A 16,173-nucleotide genomic window follows, 5' to 3' on the forward strand; every position below is an offset into this window, starting at 1 on the left:
GAGACCGAGTATGACCGCCGCGACAAAAGCCACGCACACGCCGACAAGAGCCGCGTGAACCGAATCTCTCCAGTTTCGCTGCGACTGGGGCTGCGAGACAAAGTCTTTTGCTTTTCCGGCCTTGGAATAAGACATTGTACAACTCCCTTCCCTGCTCGGCCCGTCAAAGCGGGCACTGCTTATTTCCCGTAAAGAATAGCTTTATTCCCCACTGTTTCAGTAGAGATAAAATTCCATAAGTTCGGCGCATTGGGAAAAATACGGATCGCGACTTGCCGCCGGACAAGCATCAATCTACCCATTGCGCAGGATCAACGTCGCAGACGGCATTTCCGTTCAAAATCATTGGCAGGCTCGGATAAGGACCATGACGGATATAGACGCCATCATCATAGGAGCCGGGGTGATCGGACTGGCGACGGCCCGCGAACTGGCGATGCGTGGTCTTTCCGTCATCATCCTCGAAGGCGAAAAGGAATTCGGTTCCGCCACCTCTTCGCGCAACAGCGAGGTTATTCACGCCGGGCTTTATTATCCTGAAGGCAGCCTCAAGGCACGCCTTTGCGTTGAAGGCAGGGAGCGGCTTTATACGTTCTGCCAGAGCCATGGCGTTTCGCACCGCCGCTGCGGTAAACTCATCGTGGCAGCGAATGCGGACGAGACGGCTCTCTTGGCGACCCTCAAGGAAAAGGGTAACGCCAATGGCTGCGACAACCTCGAACTGGTCGATGCCACGCAGGCGCTGTCGCTCGAGCCTGCGCTAACCTGCGTAGCGGCCCTGCTTTCACCTTCGACCGGCATCATTGATAGCCATGGTTATATGCTGGCGCTGCTCGGCGACGCGCAAGACCATGGCGCAGCCCTCGCCCTGAATGCACCATTCGAAAGGGCGGAAGCGACCGGCAACGGTTTCCGCGTTCACGTTGGCGGCAAGGAACCTCTCAGCCTGACATGCCGGCTGCTCGTCAACTCCGCCGGCCTTCTGGCACCGCTGGCGGCAAAACAGATCGAGGGATTGCCGAAGCACACGATCCCGGAGGCGCGTTTCGCCAAAGGCAGCTATTTTTCGCTGACCGGCAAGTCGCCTTTTTCACGGCTCATCTACCCCGCTCCGCACACCCACGGCCTTGGCGTGCACCTCACCCTGGATCTTGCCGGTCAGGCCCGTTTCGGGCCGGATGTGGAGTGGGTCGACACCATTGATTATGCCGTCGATCCCCGCCGCATGGAGGGTTTTGGCGACGCGATCCGCCGCTATTGGCCGGGCCTACCGGAACACGCGCTGATCCCGGCCTATTCGGGCATCCGGCCGAAGATTTCAGGACCCGACGAACCGGCCATGGATTTTCGCATCGACGGGCCGGAAACCCACGGACTTGCCGGTCTCGTCAATCTTTTCGGCATCGAAAGCCCCGGCCTCACCGCCTCGCTGGCGATGGCCAACGAGGTTGCGGCACGGCTCGAGGCCTGATCTCACCTGATCTCAGCCGAAACGGGACAGCGCGCTCGCCATGATCTCCGGATCGACATTGCCGCCGGAGGCAACCGCAATCACCGTTTCGCTCTCCAGCTCGTTGCCGTGAAACAGCGCCGCCGCCAAGGCCACCGCGCCGCCCGGCTCGACAACGACCTTCAGCCTGTTGAAGGCGAGAACCATGGCCCGCAGTGCTTCATCTTCGGTCACGGCAATGCCTTTTCCGCAAAGCCCAACCATAATCGGGAAGGTGATGTTACCGGGCTGAGGCGTGATGATTGCATCGCAGATCGAACCGGAAGTCGTTGCATTCCGCTGGATCTTGCCCGCTGCGAGTGAGCGCGCCACATCGTCGAACCGCTCGGGTTCTGACGTCCTGACCTTGTAGTTCGGCGCTTTCGCCGCAAGGGCAAGGGAGATGCCGGATGTGAGGCCGCCGCCGCCGCAGGGCACGAGAACCTCGGCCGCATCGATACCGAGTTCCAAGCCCTGTTCGGCGATTTCCAGCCCGACAGTCCCCTGCCCCGCAATCACCAGCGGTTCGTCGTAGGGCCTGATCAGGGTCAGTCCGCGCTCGCTCGACAGGCGGTCGCCAATGGCGTCGCGATCGTCATTCGCCCGGTCATAAAGCACCACTTCCGCACCATAGTCGCGGGTATTGTCGATTTTGATTTTTGGTGCATCGGACGGCATGATGATGACGGAAGGCACGCCGTGCAGACGAGCAGCAAGCGCGACGCCCTGCGCATGGTTGCCCGAGGAAAAGGCGATCACGCCACGGGCGCGCACATCGGCCGGCAGACCGGATACCGCCGACCAGCCGCCGCGAAATTTGAACGAACCCGTTCTTTGCAGGCACTCGGCCTTCACGAACAGCTTCCTCCCGGCAATCTCATCCAGAAAATGCGACGACAGAAGCGGTGTCCGCACCGCATGTTCGCCGATGCGCTGGCGCGCTGCCTCAATCATCGAAATATCTGTCATGCCCTGCCCCTGTAATGCGGATGTTGGGTGTACATTAGGAGGTCGCAATTAATAGTGAAACCGGCTGGACAAGAAAAATCCCCGGTCTTGGCCGGGGATCTTTCGTCATGCGCTTGCAAATGAATGCTCAGTGGTTGTGCCGGGGCATCTTCTCGGCAATCCGGCGGAAATCCGCGGCCCCTTCCAGAACCGCACCGTCCGAAAGCTGGGTCACCGATTGACGATAGATGCGCTGCCAGGGCGTGGCATCCGCAGGCACCGCAGGAATGCCATCGGCCTTTCGGGCAGCAAGCTCTGCATCCGGTACCAGCGCGTCGCACTTGCCTTGATTGAAGTCGATGCGGATCACATCACCGGTGCGAAGCCATGCCAGTCCTCCACCGGCGGCACTTTCTGGCGAGGCATTGAGGATCGACGGGCTGTCCGCGGTTCCCGATTGCCGGCCGTCGCCGATTGTCGGCAGGCTGGTTATGCCTTTTTTCAACAGCGCGTCCGGCGGCTGCATGTTGACGACCTCAGCCGAACCCGGCCAGCCGAGCGGTCCGGCCCCGCGAATGACGAGAATGGTGCGCTCATCGATATCGAGAGACGGATCGTTGATACGGGCGTGATAGTCTTCCGAACCATCGAAAACCACACATTTGCCCTCGAAAATCCCCTCTCGACCCGGCTCACTCAGATAACGCTGCCGGAATTCCGCCGAGATCACACTCGTCTTCATGATGGCGAAATCGAACAGATTGCCCTTGAGGACGAGGAAACCGGCCCGTTCCTTGAGCGGCTTATCGTAAGGAAGGATCACGTCGCGGTCGGTCGATTCCCGCCCGTCCAGATTTTCCGCCACGGTCTTGCCGGTCACGGTCGGACAGCTCCCATCAAGCTTGCCTGCCTTCAGAAGCTCCCACATGATGGCGGGCGTACCGCCGGCACGGTGATATTTCTCGCCCAGCCATTTTCCGGCGGGCTGGACATTGGCGATGAGCGGAATGTCATAACCGTGAACCTGCCAGTCTTCCTCGCGAAGTTCGACGCCCGCATGTTTCGCCATCGCCGCCAGATGCGGCTGGGCATTTGTCGAACCGCCGATTGCCGAATTGACGCGGATCGCGTTCAAAAACGCCTCGCGCGTCATGATATCCGAAGGCTTGATATTCTCGACAACCAGTTCGACGGCGCGGCGGCCGGTGCGATAGGCCATCTGGCCGCGTTCGCGGTAAGCGGCCGGGATTGCGCCGCAGCCGGTCAGCGACATGCCGAGCGCTTCGGCAATGGCATTCATGGTAGAGGCCGTGCCCATGGTGTTGCAGTGACCGACCGAAGGAGCGGATTCGAGCGCCGCCTGCAGGAATTCCTCGCGGGTGATTTCGCCGGCGCCGTATTTGCGGCGCATGCGCCAGATGACCGTGCCGGAACCAACCAGATCGCCGTCATGATATCCGTCGAGCATCGGCCCGCCGGATAAGACGATAGCCGGAATATCAACCGTGCTTGCCGCCATCAGCGCCGAAGGCGTGGTCTTGTCGCAGCCCGTGGTCAACACGACGCCATCGAGTGGATAACCGTAAAGCACTTCCACCAGGCTGAGATAGGCAAGATTGCGGTCAAGCGCCGCTGTCGGTCGCTTGCAGTTTTCGAACATCGGATGGGTCGGAAACTCGATGGGGATGCCGCCCGCATCACGGATACCATCGCGCACCCGCTTGACCAGTTCGACATGGACGCGGTTGCAGGGCGTCAGGTCGCTGCCGCTCTGCGCGATGCCGATGACCGGCTTGCCGGAACGCAGCTCTTCCGGCGTCACGCCATAATTCATGAAGCGCTCCAGATAGAGCGCCGTCATGTCGAGATGGTCAGGGTTGTCGAACCAGTCCTGGGATCGCAGCCGCCGCACGGGTGTCTTGTCGTCGCTCATGAGACCGCCTCAGCCCTGTTCCCGGTTGTTGAGTTTTTCGAGGTAAAGCAGGATACCGCTATGGTCGATATCGGCTCCACCATCGCTGACGAAATCATCGAACTCCCGCGTTACCTGCTGGGTCAAAGGCAACGTCAGGGACAAATCCTTCGCCGTCGCCAGCACCCCGTTCAGATCCTTGAGCTGGAACTTGGAGGGTCCGCCTGGCGCGAAATTGCGCTTCACCATGCGTTCGCCGTGCAATTCCAATATCCGGCTTTCGGCAAAACCGCCACGTATGGCGTTACGGAACCCTTCGCGGGATGCCCCGCCCGCTTCCACAAGCATCATCGCCTCGGCAACCGCGCCGATGGTGATGGCGACGATCTGCTGGTTTGCGAGTTTGCAAAGCTGGCCCGCACCGGAGGGGCCGACATAGGTGAGCCTGCCCATCGGCGCGAAGAAATCCGAAAGACCAGAGATCAGCGCCTCATCGCCACCGGCCATGATCGCGAGCGTACCCGCCGTTGCGCCCGGCACACCGCCGGAGACCGGCGCATCGACATGATGAATGCCCATTGCCCGTAGCCGGGAGGAGTGTTCGCGCGCAATAGGCGGCGCAATGGAGCTGCTGTCGATGACAACAGCGCCTTTTTCCAGCGCGTCCGCCACACCCGCCTCGAACAGCACCTCGCCCACGGCTTTGCCGTCGCTCAGCATGGTGATGACGATATCGGCACCCCTGGCGGCTTCGGCCGGCGATGCCGCGAGAACCGCGCCATCGGCAACCAGCGCTTCAGCCTTTTCGACGCTGCGGTTCCACACCGCAACCGAAAAGCCCGCGCCCAGCAGACGCCGGGCCATCGGACCGCCCATCAGGCCTGTGCCGATAAAGGCAACCGACCGCTTCTTCTCCTCCCCGCCGACACTCATTTCAGTGAACCTCCCAGTTCGTCCTCGATATGAACCTGAATGATCTCTTCGAAGGAGCTTTCAGCCGTAAAGCCAAGTTCACGGGCGCGCTTTGCTTCGAAACCGGGCGCCCAGCCTTCGCACATGCGCATGATCATCTCATTCGGCTCGCGGCGAATGAGGGCAACGGCCTTTTCGCCGGCAACCTTGCGCAGCGCTTCAATCTGTTCGCCAACGGTGGCGCTGAGGCCGGGCATGGACAGGTTGCGGCGCGGACCGACCTTTTCCACGTCGATCGTCGCGCCATGAAGAAGGAAACCAACAGCGGAACGCGGCGAAGCGTGCCAATGGCGAATGCTTTCCGGCACCGGCAGAACCGCTTCCTGACCAACCAGCGGCTCGCGCAGGATATTGGAGAAGAAGCCGGAAGCAGCCGCATTGGGCTTGCCGGGGCGAATGCAGATCGTCGGCAGGCGAATGCCGATACCGTCGAAGAAACCGCGACGGCTATAGTCGGAGAGCAGCAGCTCGCAGATCGCTTTCTGCGTGCCGTAGCTGGTCAGCGGCGTGGTGTGGAACTCATCCGGAATCGGATAAGGGAGCGGCGCACCGAATACGGCGATCGACGAGGTGAAGACCACGCGCGGCTTGTAACCGTCCTTGCCGTTGGCAATGCGGATGGCGTCGAAGAGATAACGCGTGCCATCGAGATTGATACGGTAGCCCTTGTCGAAATCAAGTTCGGCTTCACCGGATACGATGGCAGCAAGATGAAAGATCACATCGGGGCGGGCTTCGACCAGCTTTTCGGCTTCGCCCGGCGCGGACAGATCGGCTGCGCGCGCATCAACCGCACCGGAGAAGCCGGCGGGCGCTTCAGGCTGAAACACGTCGATAAGCGTGAATCTGTCAATCGACTTGCCGCCAAGCGATCCATCCTTGACGAGACGCTGCGTCAGCTTACGGCCAACCATGCCTGCAGCACCGATGATTGCGATATGCATATCTTCCTCCTCTTTGGCCCGGTCATTCTCCCGAGACCGAAAAAACATCATCGGCTCGTGAACCGATAAATTAGCTTGTAAGGTTGTCTGATAACCTTATATGGTTTGATTGAAAATAGTATTTTTTCACAAACCGGCAAAAGCAAGGGCGAAAGACCTTTGCCCGGATATTTTAGGGCGGATTGGACGGAGAGGGTGGAATGACGATCGTGAGCGAACACGATATCGAGGAATTGCGGTTCTCGCTGAAGAACAGGCTGGGCGAGGCATTGCTGCTGACATCGCAGGAAGACATGCTGCGCTATTGCCGCGACTGGCATGGCGACGTCACCAGTTCGGCGGTAGCCGTCATCCGCCCCCGTTCGACCAAGGAAGTCTCCGATACGGTTCGCGCCTGCGCTGAACTCGGTCTCGCCATCATCCCTCAGGGCGGCAATACCGGGCTGGTGCTCGGCGGCATTCCCGATGAGCCAAAGCGTCAGGTCGTGCTGAGCCTCGAGCGCATGAACGCCATCCGCACCATAGACAGCGACGATTTTTCGGCTGTCGTTGAAGCCGGCTGCATTCTGTCGGAATTCAAGGATGCGGTTCAGGACAAGGGAATGTTCTTTCCGCTGTCGCTCGGCGCGCAGGGCAGCTGCCGCATCGGCGGCAACGTCTCGACCAATGCTGGCGGCATCAACGTTCTGCGTTACGGCATGACCCGCGAACTGGTGCTCGGTCTCGAAGTGGTATTGCCTGATGGCACCATCTGGAATGGCCTGTCGACGCTGCGTAAGGACAATCGTGGCATTGACCTGAAGCAGCTTTTCATAGGCGCGGAAGGAACACTCGGCATCATCACGGCCGTGTCCGTAAAGCTCTACCCCAATCCAGAACATGTCGAGACGGCACTGCTCGGCCTCAATTCGCTGGATGACGCCATCAAGCTTTATCGCCGCGCCCGCCGCGAATGCTGCGACCTGATGTCCGCCTTCGAATTCATGCCGCCCGTCGCCTTCACGCTCGCAATCGAAGCAATCCCTGACCTTAAAATGCCGATCGCCGGAGATTATCCGGCCTATGTGCTGATGGAAATTTCCGGCTCGGGGCTAGTAGACACTGCCGACCTGATGGGACGGTTCCTCGAGGGCGTCATGGAAGACGGTCTGGTGCTGGACGGCGTCATCGCCTCCTCGCGAGCACAGGCGCAATCTCTGTGGCTTTTCCGCGAGGGCATGAACGAGGGTCAGGCGCTGCGCGGCAGCCATATGCGCACCGATATTTCCGTGCCGCTGTCAAAACTTGCGGCGTTCGTGGCCGAAGCAGAGGCTGAACTGGCGGAAAAACTGCCGGAATGCCTGGCGGTTTCCTATGGCCATGTCGGAGACGGCAACGTCCATCTCAATGTGCTGCCGCCAAACGGAGCAACGCCGCAGGAGCGCGAAACCTTCATCTACAAATCGAAAACCCTCGTCAACGAAGTCCTTGACCGTTACGTCGGCAGCATCAGCGCCGAGCACGGCATCGGCCGCCTGAAACGCTCCGATTTCGAAAGCCGGCTATCTGATGTGCAGCGCCGGATGATCACGGGTTTGAAAAATGCCTTTGACCCCGATTTGCGGATGAATCCCGGTTGCCAGATAACCCTGCAACCGGATAGCTAATCGAGAAACAGCAAAGGCGGCGGAATACGCCGCCTCTGAAAACCCCGCTGACGGCGAAGGAGGAAGTCGCCTGCCGCGGGAAAAAACGGACCAATCGTTTCTGTGGAACGGGAGCAATCATGACGCTGGAGTTCAGTCAGATACATCGCAACGATCATCTGCCCGGCCGGATCGCCGCGGAGATCGCCCGCGAAATCAATGATTCGAAACTCGGGCCGGGCGACAGGCTGCCGACGGAACATGTTCTGGCGAAAACCTTCGGCGTCAGCCGCTCGGTCATTCGTGAAGCGATCGCGCAATTGCGCAACGAAGGTTTTGTCGAAACACGGCAAGGCGTGGGCGCTTTCGTCACCGATCCCCGGCAGAGACTGTCCATTCGCATCGAGCGGTCCCGTCTGAACGATCCGGAAAATTTCCGCGATCTCTTCCAGCTTCGCATGCCGATGGAAATCGAGGCGGCGGGTCTGGCAGCACTCCACCGCAACCCGCAGCAGCTGGCGCGGCTGGCGGCGGCACTGGAAAAGATGCGAACGACCGACGACTGGTCGACGGAGGGCGTTGCGGCCGATCTCGACTTTCACCGTATTCTGGCGGAAGCGACGCAGAACGAATATTTCCTGATGTTTCTCGGCTTTATCGCAGAACGCATCAGCTCGGCTATCAACATCGCCTTCTCCCGTGCTATTTTCGGGGAAATCCTCGAGGTGACGATCGCCGAACACGTGGCAATCTTCGAAGCCGTCGAACGCGCCGATGCGACTGCGGCCAAGGATGCGATGCGCAAACATCTGCTCGGGGCAGCAAGCCGGGTCAATCTGGAACTGGATATCTTCTGAGCCGCAAACAGAAGCTTAAACGGCAAAGCTATAGGACAGGTTTCGCTCTTTCCGGCAATCCAGAGGCGAAAGACGATAATTTTGTCTGCGGTGCCGCTAGACTCGCTGTAAAAGTCATACTAAGAAGAATGAGATTAGGTTGTCAGACATCCAGACAATATGACCGCAGGAGGCGGCTGTCGGAGGGCTGAAGGGGAGGATATATATGACCGGCTCAAGGTCCATCGACGCTACCGCTATTTTGCCTGAAGACTTTGAAAACGCCCTGCTCGTCGGCCGCGTATGGTCGAAAAGCGAAGGCGGCCCCTGCCCCGTTCTGCTCAAAGGCGGCGTGCTTTACGACCTCACCTCTATTTCGCCGACCATGTCGGAACTTCTGGAAAAGACGGATCTGGTGGAGCTGCTTGCAGACACCGGCACATTCGTGGCGCTTGGCGCGCTCGAGGCCTTTCTGGATGGCTCCGGTGGTGAACTTCTCGCCCCCAACGATATTCAGGCCGTTAAGGCTGCAGGCGTGACCTTCGCCGACAGCATGCTGGAACGCGTGATCGAGGAGCAGGCCAAGGGCGATCCACTTCGCGCGCAGGAAATACGCGGACGGCTGGCGCCGGTTCTCGGCGACAATCTCAAGGGACTTGAGGCCGGTTCGGAAAAAGCAGCCGAAGTGAAGAAACTGCTGCAGGAAATGGGCCTGTGGTCGCAATATCTGGAAGTTGGCATCGGTCCGGATGCGGAGATATTCTCCAAGGCGCAGGCCATGGCCTCCGTCGGCTGCGGCGCGCTGATAGGCGTTCACCCGAAGTCGCAGTGGAACAACCCGGAGCCGGAAGTGGTGCTGGCCATTGCCTCCGACGGCCGTATCGTTGGCGCGACGCTTGGCAACGACGTCAACCTGCGTGACTTCGAGGGCCGCTCCGCCCTCCTGCTCAGCAAGGCAAAAGACAACAACGCATCCTGCGCAATCGGTCCCTTCATCCGCCTGTTTGATGGACGCTTTACCATCGAAGACGTGAAGAAGGCGCAGATATCGCTTCTGGTCGAAGGCGAGGACGGCTTCACCATGACCGGTGCAAGCGCAATGCAGGCGATCAGCCGCACGCCGGAAAACCTCGCTTCCCAGCTCTTGAACCGCAACCATCAGTATCCTGACGGCGCCGTCTTTTTCCTAGGTACGATGTTTGCGCCGGTAAAGGACCGCCATGGCCCGGGTCTCGGCTTCACCCACTCCAAGGGCGACCGTGTCGAAATCTCCACGCCCAAGCTCGGCAAGCTGATCAACTGGGTCACGACGACAGACGAATGCCCGGAATGGACATTCGGCACCGCGGCCCTCATGCGCAACCTGGCGAAACGCGGGCTGCTCTAGGCAATCCAGCAAAACTGCATCTCGGTTTTGCGCCCAGAATTGCGAAAACCCATAGGTGGAGCATTGAGGGCGATCCTTCGTCGAAAATGCTCCAGATATTTCTTCGGGAGGGGAAAATGCAAAAGACCATCAATCTCTTTTACCGGATTCTCGAAATCATTCTCGTCCTGCTGCTCGCCGGCATGTCGATCATGGTCTTCGTCAACGTTGTCATGCGTTACACGATGAATTCCGGCATCAATATCTCGGAAGAATTGTCGCGATACTTCTTCGTATGGCTGACCTTCATCGGTGCCGTACTGACCTTCCGTGAAAATAGCCATATGGGCATCGAAACTCTCGTGATGTTCCTGTCGCGCCGCGCCCGTGTCGTCTGCATGGTCTTGTCGAACATCATTATTCTGGGCTGTTCCGCCATCTTCTTCTGGGGAACATGGAAGCAGTCCGCCATCAACGCCAGCATGCATGCGCCTGTCACCAAGCTGTCGATGATCTGGGTCTACGGCATCGGCATGTTCACCGGCGGCCTGATGTTCATCATCGCTCTGGAACGCCTCTACCGTTATGTGACGGGCCGCGTGACAGAGGATGAAATCGCCCAGTTCGCCGGCGAGAACCTCACGATCGAACAGCTTTCGGAGCGCTGATACCATGACACTTTTCGTTTTTGTCGGCTCTCTTCTCGGAGCCATGGCGATTGGCGTTCCCGTCGCTTTCTCGCTGATGTTCTGTGGCGTCGTGCTCATGTGGTACATGGGCATGTTCAACACCGCGATCATCGCCCAGAACATGATCTCGGGCGCTGACACCTTCACGCTGCTCGCCATTCCCTTCTTCATTCTGGCTGGCGAACTGATGAACTCCGGTGGTCTTTCCCGCCGCATCATCGACTTTGCGATTGCGCTTGTGGGCCATATCAGGGGCGGTCTCGGCATCGTGGCGATTGTCGCGGCCATCATCATGGCCAGCATCTCCGGTTCGGCCGCTGCCGACACCGCAGCCCTTGCCGCGATCCTCATCCCGATGATGGCGAAAGCTGGTTACAACATTCCGCGCTCCGGCGGCCTCATCGCTGCAGGCGGCATCATTGCCCCGGTCATTCCGCCTTCCATGGCCTTCATCGTCTTCGGCGTCGCCGCAAACGTTTCGATCACCCAGCTTTTCCTTGCCGGTATCGTACCCGGCATTCTGATGGGCATTTCGCTGATCATCGCCTGGCTGATCGTGGTCCGAAAGGATAACATCAAGCCCCTGCCCAAGACCTCGGGCAAGGAACGTCTGGTTGCCACGGTCCGCGCCGGCTGGGCGCTTGGCATGCCGGTCATCATTCTGGGCGGCATCAAGGCAGGCATCATGACGCCGACGGAAGCCGCCGTTGTCGCTGCCGGCTACGCTCTTTTCGTCGGCATGGTGATCTACCGCGAACTGAAGCCGGCGGATCTGTTCCACGTTCTTCTGCGCGCTGCCAAGAGCACTTCGATCATCATGTTCCTTGTCTGCGCAGCCCTCGTCTCCGCATGGCTCATCACGGCTGCGAACATTCCAAACGAGGTCGCCGGTTATATCGAACCGCTGATCGATCGTCCGATGCTTCTGATGGTTGCCATGATGGTGCTGGTCTTCATCGTAGGAACCGCGCTCGACCTTACACCGACCATCCTGATCCTGACGCCCGTTCTGATGCCAATCGTCAAGCAGGCAGGCATCGACCCGGTCTATTTCGGCGTCCTCTTCATCATCAACAATGCCATCGGCCTGATTACCCCGCCGGTCGGTGTCGTGCTGAACGTCGTCTCAGGCGTCGGACGCATCCCGCTCGGCAAGGTCACGATCGGTGTCTGGCCTTTCCTCGTTGCAGAAACCATCGTTCTGGCGTTGCTCGTGGTTTTCCCGGACATCGTGATGGTTCCGTTGCAGTACCTTCGTTAATCGCCACTTCTCAACCAAAATCCAAGGGAGGATATTATGAGAAAGCTTCTTCTGACCACCACGGCCATCGCTTTTGCGGTGGGCGCCGCAGCCCCGGCAATGGCTGAATTCAACAGCCGCAACATCCGCGTTTCGAACGGCATCAACCAGGACCACCCGGTCGGCAACGGCATCAAGGCCATGCAGGCCTGCCTCGACGACAAGTCGGGCGGCAAGCTGAAGCTGACGGCATTCTGGGGCGGCGCTCTCGGCGGCGACCTTCAGGCGACGCAGGCCCTGCGCTCCGGCGTTCAGGAAGCGGTTGTTACGTCCTCGTCACCGCTCGTCGGCCTGATCCCGTCGCTCGGCGTCTTCGACCTGCCGTTCCTGTTTTCCAATGCCAAGGAAGCCGATGCCGTGATGGACGGCGCCTTCGGCGACATGATGAACAAGAAGCTGGAAGAACAGGGCCTCGTAAACCTGGCCTACTGGGAAAACGGTTTCCGCAACCTCTCGAACTCCAAGCACGCCGTGAACAAGTGGGAAGACTTTTCCGGCCTGAAGGTTCGCGTGATGCAGAACAACATCTTCCTCGACACCTTCCAGAACCTCGGCGCCAATGCAACGCCGATGGCTTTCGGTGAAGTGTTCTCGGCACTTGAAACCAACGCGATCGACGCACAGGAAAACCCCTATGTGACGATCGACACCTCCAAGTTCTACGAGGTGCAGAAGTACATCACCGAGACGAACCACGCCTACACGCCGTTCCTCTTCCTCTTCTCCAAGCCGATCTTCGACAGCTACACGCCCGAAGAACAGACGGCCCTGCGCGAATGCGCAGTCGTCGGCCGTGACGAAGAGCGCAAGGTCATCCGCGAACTGAACCAGAAGTCGCTGGAAAAGATCAAGGCTGCAGGACTTGAAGTGAACTCGCTGTCTGCGGAAGAGCAGGCACGTATCCGCGAAAAGTCGATGGTCGTCTACGAAAAGCACAAGGCTGAAATCGGTGCCGACGTCGTTGACGCCGTTCTGGCGGACCTGAAGAAGATCCGCGGCCAGTAATCCTGTCTGGATAAAATTAAAACACCCGGAGGTCAGCCTCCGGGTGTTTTTGTTTATGCGAATACAGAAAAGAAAAAGGCTGCCAAAGCAGCCTCTTCCAGAAAATCAGGACGCCGTGCGGTTTTGCCGGTTGGCGATGAGATCTTCGACCACCGCGGGATCGGCAAGCGTCGATGTATCCCCAAGCGCGCCGAAATCATCCTCAGCGATCTTGCGCAGAATACGCCGCATGATCTTACCCGAACGGGTCTTCGGCAGGCCTGGCGCGAACTGGATCTTGTCTGGCGTCGCAACCGGCCCGATCTCGTTGCGGACGTGCTTTACCAGCTCCTCGCGCAGCGCATAGTCGCCGCTCTGGCCCGCCATCAACGTGACATAACAATAAATGCCCTGCCCCTTGATGGCATGCGGGTAACCCACGACCGCCGCTTCCGAAACCTGATGATGCGAAACAAGTGCCGACTCGACTTCGGCGGTGCCGAGGCGGTGGCCGGAGACATTAAGCACGTCATCGACGCGGCCAGTGATCCAGTAATAACCGTCCTCATCGCGCCGGCAGCCGTCACCGGTGAAGTACTTGCCCTTATAGGTCGAGAAGTAGGTGTCGACGAAGCGCTGGTGATCCCCGTAAACAGATCGCGACTGGCCCGGCCAGCTATCAATGATGCAGAGATTGCCGTCGGCCGGCCCCTCCAGCACGTTGCCTTCGGCATCGACCAGCTGCGGCTGCACGCCGAAGAACGGCCTTGTCGCCGAACCCGGTTTCAGGTCCGTCGCACCCGGCAGCGGCGAGATGAGAATGCCGCCCGTTTCCGTCTGCCACCAGGTATCAACGATGGGGCTCTTGTCCTCGCCGACCACATGGTAATACCACTCCCACGCTTCGGGATTGATCGGCTCGCCCACCGTGCCGAGAAGCCGCAGGCTTTCGCGCGACGAACGCGTGACGAACTGGTCGCCCGCCCCCATCAGGGATCGGAGCGCCGTCGGTGCGGTGTAGAAGATGTTGACCTTGTGCTTGTCGATGACTTCCCAGAACCGTCCCTGGTCCGGGAAGTTGGGAACGCCTTCGAACATCAGCGTCGTCGCACAGTTCGCCAGCGGCCCGTAGACGATGTAGGAATGGCCGGTGACCCAGCCGACATCGGCGGTACACCAGAAGACCTCCCCGTCCTTGTAGTCGAAGACGTATTCATGCGTCATCGACGTATAAACGAGATAGCCGCCCGTGGTGTGCAGCACGCCCTTCGGCTTGCCGGTGGAGCCTGACGTGTAGAGGATGAACAGCGGATCTTCCGCCCTCATCTTCACCGGCGGGCAATCCGGTTTCACCGTGGCGATTTCCTGATGGTACCAGATGTCGCGGCCGGGCGCCCAGCCGGTCTTGCCGCCGGTGCGGCGCACGACCAGAACCTTGTTGACGATGACATATTGCTTGGCGGCAATATCGATCGCCTTGTCGGTATTTTCCTTGAGCGGGATCGGCTTGCCGCCACGCACCCCTTCATCGCAGGTGATGACGAAGGTGGACTGGCAATCGACGATGCGGCCGGCCAGGGCTTCCGGCGAGAAGCCGCCGAACACGACCGAATGAATGGCGCCGATGCGGGCGCAGGCGAGCATGGCATAGGCCGCCTCGGGTATCATCGGCATATAGATGGTGACCCGGTCGCCCTTCTTGACACCATGCTTCTTCAGCACGTTCGCCAGGCGGCAGACATAGTCATAGAGCTGATTGTAGGTGATTTTCTTATCGATATAGGGATTGTCACCTTCCCAGATGATCGCCGTGCGTTCGCCATGCGTCTTCAGGTGCCGGTCGATACAGTTGTAGGAGACGTTCGTCAGGCCGTCCTCGAACCACTTGATCGGCACTCTTCCCTTGAAGGACGTGTTCTTGACCTTGGTATAGGGCTTGAACCAGTCGATCCGCCGGCCGTGCTTGTCCCAGAACTTCTCGGGATCCTCGACGCTCTCCTGATACCATTTCTGGTAACGCTCATTGTCGATGAGCGTGCGGGCTTTCGCCGATTTGAGCACGGGGTAGATTTTGGCAGACATGAACTCCTCCTGGAACCAGATATGGCTTGATATGCGCGACCTTGAGACTCCCACCTCAGGCATGTGTTGAATTCATAGCAGTTCAAATGCACACGGCAATTAGACAAAGGCATTTGTTTCGCAAAGAATTGCAATTATGATGCAATCCGGTTATAGAGCGCCAATATCCCGGAAATCAGTGGTTGATACCACGCCCGCGACCCCGGCGCGGACGGACAGAAGGACTGTATCTATGGCTCAACAATTGCTCATGCCAAAAGCTACGGCTGTATGGCTGGTAGACAACACCGCGCTGTCGTTCGATCAGATCGCCACGTTCTGCAAACTGCATCCGCTCGAAGTCAAGGCAATCGCCGACGGTGAAGCCGCGCAGGGCATCAAGGGCCTCGACCCGATCGCGACCGGACAGCTTTCCCGCGACGAGATCGCCCGCGCTGAAGGCAACCCGAACCACAAGCTCAAGCTTTCCGAGCCAAAGGTTCGTGTGCCGGAATCCAAGCGCCGTGGCCCGCGCTACACGCCGGTTTCCAAGCGTCAGGATCGTCCGAATGCCATTCTCTGGCTGGTCCGCAATCATCCTGAGCTGAAGGACGCGCAGATTTCGCGTCTTGTTGGCACCACCAAATCCACCATCGAGCAGATCCGCGACCGCACCCACTGGAACTCGGCAAACCTCACCCCGATGGACCCGGTAACGCTTGGTCTCTGCAGCCAGATCGATCTCGATCTTGAAGTTGAACGCGCATCGCGCGGCCGCCCGCTGCCGACAGCAGAAGAGCTTGGCAACACGCTGCAGCCGGCAACGGCGACGGAAGGTCTGGATTACAACTTCCAGCGCGACGAAGAAGAAAAGCAGATCGACGCGGACGCCGTCTTCAAGAAGCTCAGCTCGTTGAAATCGGCTCCGAAGGACGAAGACGAGGACGATCACTACTGATCGAAAGTCTTTCCGTTTATGAAAACCCGGCCGTCGTGCCGGGTTTTTTTGTTTTCAGAGCTTCAGGGCACTTCCAGTAAACCGGCTAT

The 16,173-nt window shown here is 59.2% G+C and carries 13 protein-coding genes; 8 read left to right on the forward strand and 5 right to left on the reverse strand.

The window, feature by feature from the left end:
* Positions 1 to 367 precede the first annotated feature (367 nt).
* Positions 368 to 1,471 carry an NAD(P)/FAD-dependent oxidoreductase gene (locus tag AB4Z23_RS16895; RefSeq protein WP_421415124.1) on the forward strand — a complete coding sequence of 368 codons (1,104 nt, stop codon included), beginning with the start codon at positions 368 to 370 and terminating at the stop codon, positions 1,469 to 1,471.
* 12 nt (positions 1,472 to 1,483) lie between these two features.
* Here AB4Z23_RS16895 and AB4Z23_RS16900 read toward each other — a convergent pair whose 3' ends face one another.
* The 4 genes from AB4Z23_RS16900 to denD form a co-directional block, all read right to left on the reverse strand.
* Positions 1,484 to 2,458 carry a threonine ammonia-lyase gene (locus tag AB4Z23_RS16900; RefSeq protein WP_019566004.1) on the reverse strand — a complete coding sequence of 325 codons (975 nt, stop codon included), beginning with the start codon at positions 2,456 to 2,458 and terminating at the stop codon, positions 1,484 to 1,486.
* 127 nt (positions 2,459 to 2,585) lie between these two features.
* A complete protein-coding gene (locus AB4Z23_RS16905) occupies positions 2,586 to 4,370 on the reverse strand; it encodes an IlvD/Edd family dehydratase (protein WP_003516539.1) in 1,785 nt (594 codons plus the stop codon).
* Positions 4,371 to 4,379: 9 nt separating this feature from the next.
* Complete coding sequence (locus AB4Z23_RS16910) at positions 4,380 to 5,282, reverse strand: NAD(P)-dependent oxidoreductase (protein ID WP_065662961.1); 903 nt, start codon at positions 5,280 to 5,282, stop codon at positions 4,380 to 4,382.
* Positions 5,279 to 6,265, reverse strand: coding sequence for a D-erythronate dehydrogenase (gene denD, locus AB4Z23_RS16915; protein ID WP_003516536.1), 987 nt, complete (start codon positions 6,263 to 6,265; stop codon positions 5,279 to 5,281). Before denD ends, AB4Z23_RS16910 begins: the two co-directional genes overlap by 4 nt.
* 200 nt (positions 6,266 to 6,465) lie before the next feature.
* Here denD and AB4Z23_RS16920 point away from each other — a divergent pair, with 200 nt between their 5' ends.
* From AB4Z23_RS16920 to AB4Z23_RS16945, 6 genes are all read left to right on the forward strand, one after another.
* Complete coding sequence (locus tag AB4Z23_RS16920) at positions 6,466 to 7,911, forward strand: FAD-binding oxidoreductase (protein ID WP_038492498.1); 1,446 nt, start codon at positions 6,466 to 6,468, stop codon at positions 7,909 to 7,911.
* A gap of 119 nt (positions 7,912 to 8,030) precedes the next feature.
* Positions 8,031 to 8,747 (forward strand): FadR/GntR family transcriptional regulator, encoded by a 717-nt coding sequence (locus AB4Z23_RS16925; RefSeq protein WP_003516533.1) that lies wholly within the window; start codon positions 8,031 to 8,033, stop codon positions 8,745 to 8,747.
* Positions 8,748 to 8,952: 205 nt separating this feature from the next.
* Entirely contained in the window at positions 8,953 to 10,113 is a 1,161-nt protein-coding gene (locus tag AB4Z23_RS16930; RefSeq protein WP_421415128.1) for a fumarylacetoacetate hydrolase family protein, read from the forward strand.
* A gap of 116 nt (positions 10,114 to 10,229) precedes the next feature.
* A complete protein-coding gene (locus tag AB4Z23_RS16935; protein ID WP_003516529.1) occupies positions 10,230 to 10,760 on the forward strand; it encodes a TRAP transporter small permease in 531 nt (176 codons plus the stop codon).
* Positions 10,761 to 10,764: 4 nt separating this feature from the next.
* Positions 10,765 to 12,042, forward strand: a complete 1,278-nt coding sequence (locus AB4Z23_RS16940; protein ID WP_019566002.1) for a TRAP transporter large permease — start codon at positions 10,765 to 10,767, stop codon at positions 12,040 to 12,042.
* 36 nt (positions 12,043 to 12,078) lie between these two features.
* A complete protein-coding gene (locus AB4Z23_RS16945; RefSeq protein WP_003516523.1) occupies positions 12,079 to 13,086 on the forward strand; it encodes a TRAP transporter substrate-binding protein in 1,008 nt (335 codons plus the stop codon).
* Positions 13,087 to 13,191: 105 nt separating this feature from the next.
* On the opposite strand, the gene acs is transcribed toward AB4Z23_RS16945, so the two are convergent.
* Positions 13,192 to 15,147, reverse strand: a complete 1,956-nt coding sequence (gene acs, locus AB4Z23_RS16950; protein WP_003516521.1) for an acetate--CoA ligase — start codon at positions 15,145 to 15,147, stop codon at positions 13,192 to 13,194.
* A gap of 232 nt (positions 15,148 to 15,379) precedes the next feature.
* Between acs and AB4Z23_RS16955 the strand changes: the two genes are divergently transcribed.
* On the forward strand, positions 15,380 to 16,084 hold the full coding sequence (locus AB4Z23_RS16955) for a DUF1013 domain-containing protein (protein WP_003516519.1): 705 nt from the start codon (positions 15,380 to 15,382) through the stop codon (positions 16,082 to 16,084).
* Positions 16,085 to 16,173 lie beyond the last annotated feature (89 nt).

This window comes from Agrobacterium sp. MCAB5 (assembly GCF_052114365.1).
GTDB lineage: Bacteria > Pseudomonadota > Alphaproteobacteria > Rhizobiales > Rhizobiaceae > Agrobacterium > Agrobacterium tumefaciens.

Coding starts and splice junctions, on each gene's coding strand:
- AB4Z23_RS16895 (WP_421415124.1), top strand. CDS start 368: ATGACGGATATAGACGCCATCATCATAGGAGCCGGGGTGATCGGACTG.
- AB4Z23_RS16900 (WP_019566004.1), bottom strand. CDS start 2,458: ATGACAGATATTTCGATGATTGAGGCAGCGCGCCAGCGCATCGGCGAA.
- AB4Z23_RS16905 (WP_003516539.1), bottom strand. CDS start 4,370: ATGAGCGACGACAAGACACCCGTGCGGCGGCTGCGATCCCAGGACTGG.
- AB4Z23_RS16910 (WP_065662961.1), bottom strand. CDS start 5,282: ATGAGTGTCGGCGGGGAGGAGAAGAAGCGGTCGGTTGCCTTTATCGGC.
- denD (WP_003516536.1), bottom strand. CDS start 6,265: ATGCATATCGCAATCATCGGTGCTGCAGGCATGGTTGGCCGTAAGCTG.
- AB4Z23_RS16920 (WP_038492498.1), top strand. CDS start 6,466: ATGACGATCGTGAGCGAACACGATATCGAGGAATTGCGGTTCTCGCTG.
- AB4Z23_RS16925 (WP_003516533.1), top strand. CDS start 8,031: ATGACGCTGGAGTTCAGTCAGATACATCGCAACGATCATCTGCCCGGC.
- AB4Z23_RS16930 (WP_421415128.1), top strand. CDS start 8,953: ATGACCGGCTCAAGGTCCATCGACGCTACCGCTATTTTGCCTGAAGAC.
- AB4Z23_RS16935 (WP_003516529.1), top strand. CDS start 10,230: ATGCAAAAGACCATCAATCTCTTTTACCGGATTCTCGAAATCATTCTC.
- AB4Z23_RS16940 (WP_019566002.1), top strand. CDS start 10,765: ATGACACTTTTCGTTTTTGTCGGCTCTCTTCTCGGAGCCATGGCGATT.
- AB4Z23_RS16945 (WP_003516523.1), top strand. CDS start 12,079: ATGAGAAAGCTTCTTCTGACCACCACGGCCATCGCTTTTGCGGTGGGC.
- acs (WP_003516521.1), bottom strand. CDS start 15,147: ATGTCTGCCAAAATCTACCCCGTGCTCAAATCGGCGAAAGCCCGCACG.
- AB4Z23_RS16955 (WP_003516519.1), top strand. CDS start 15,380: ATGGCTCAACAATTGCTCATGCCAAAAGCTACGGCTGTATGGCTGGTA.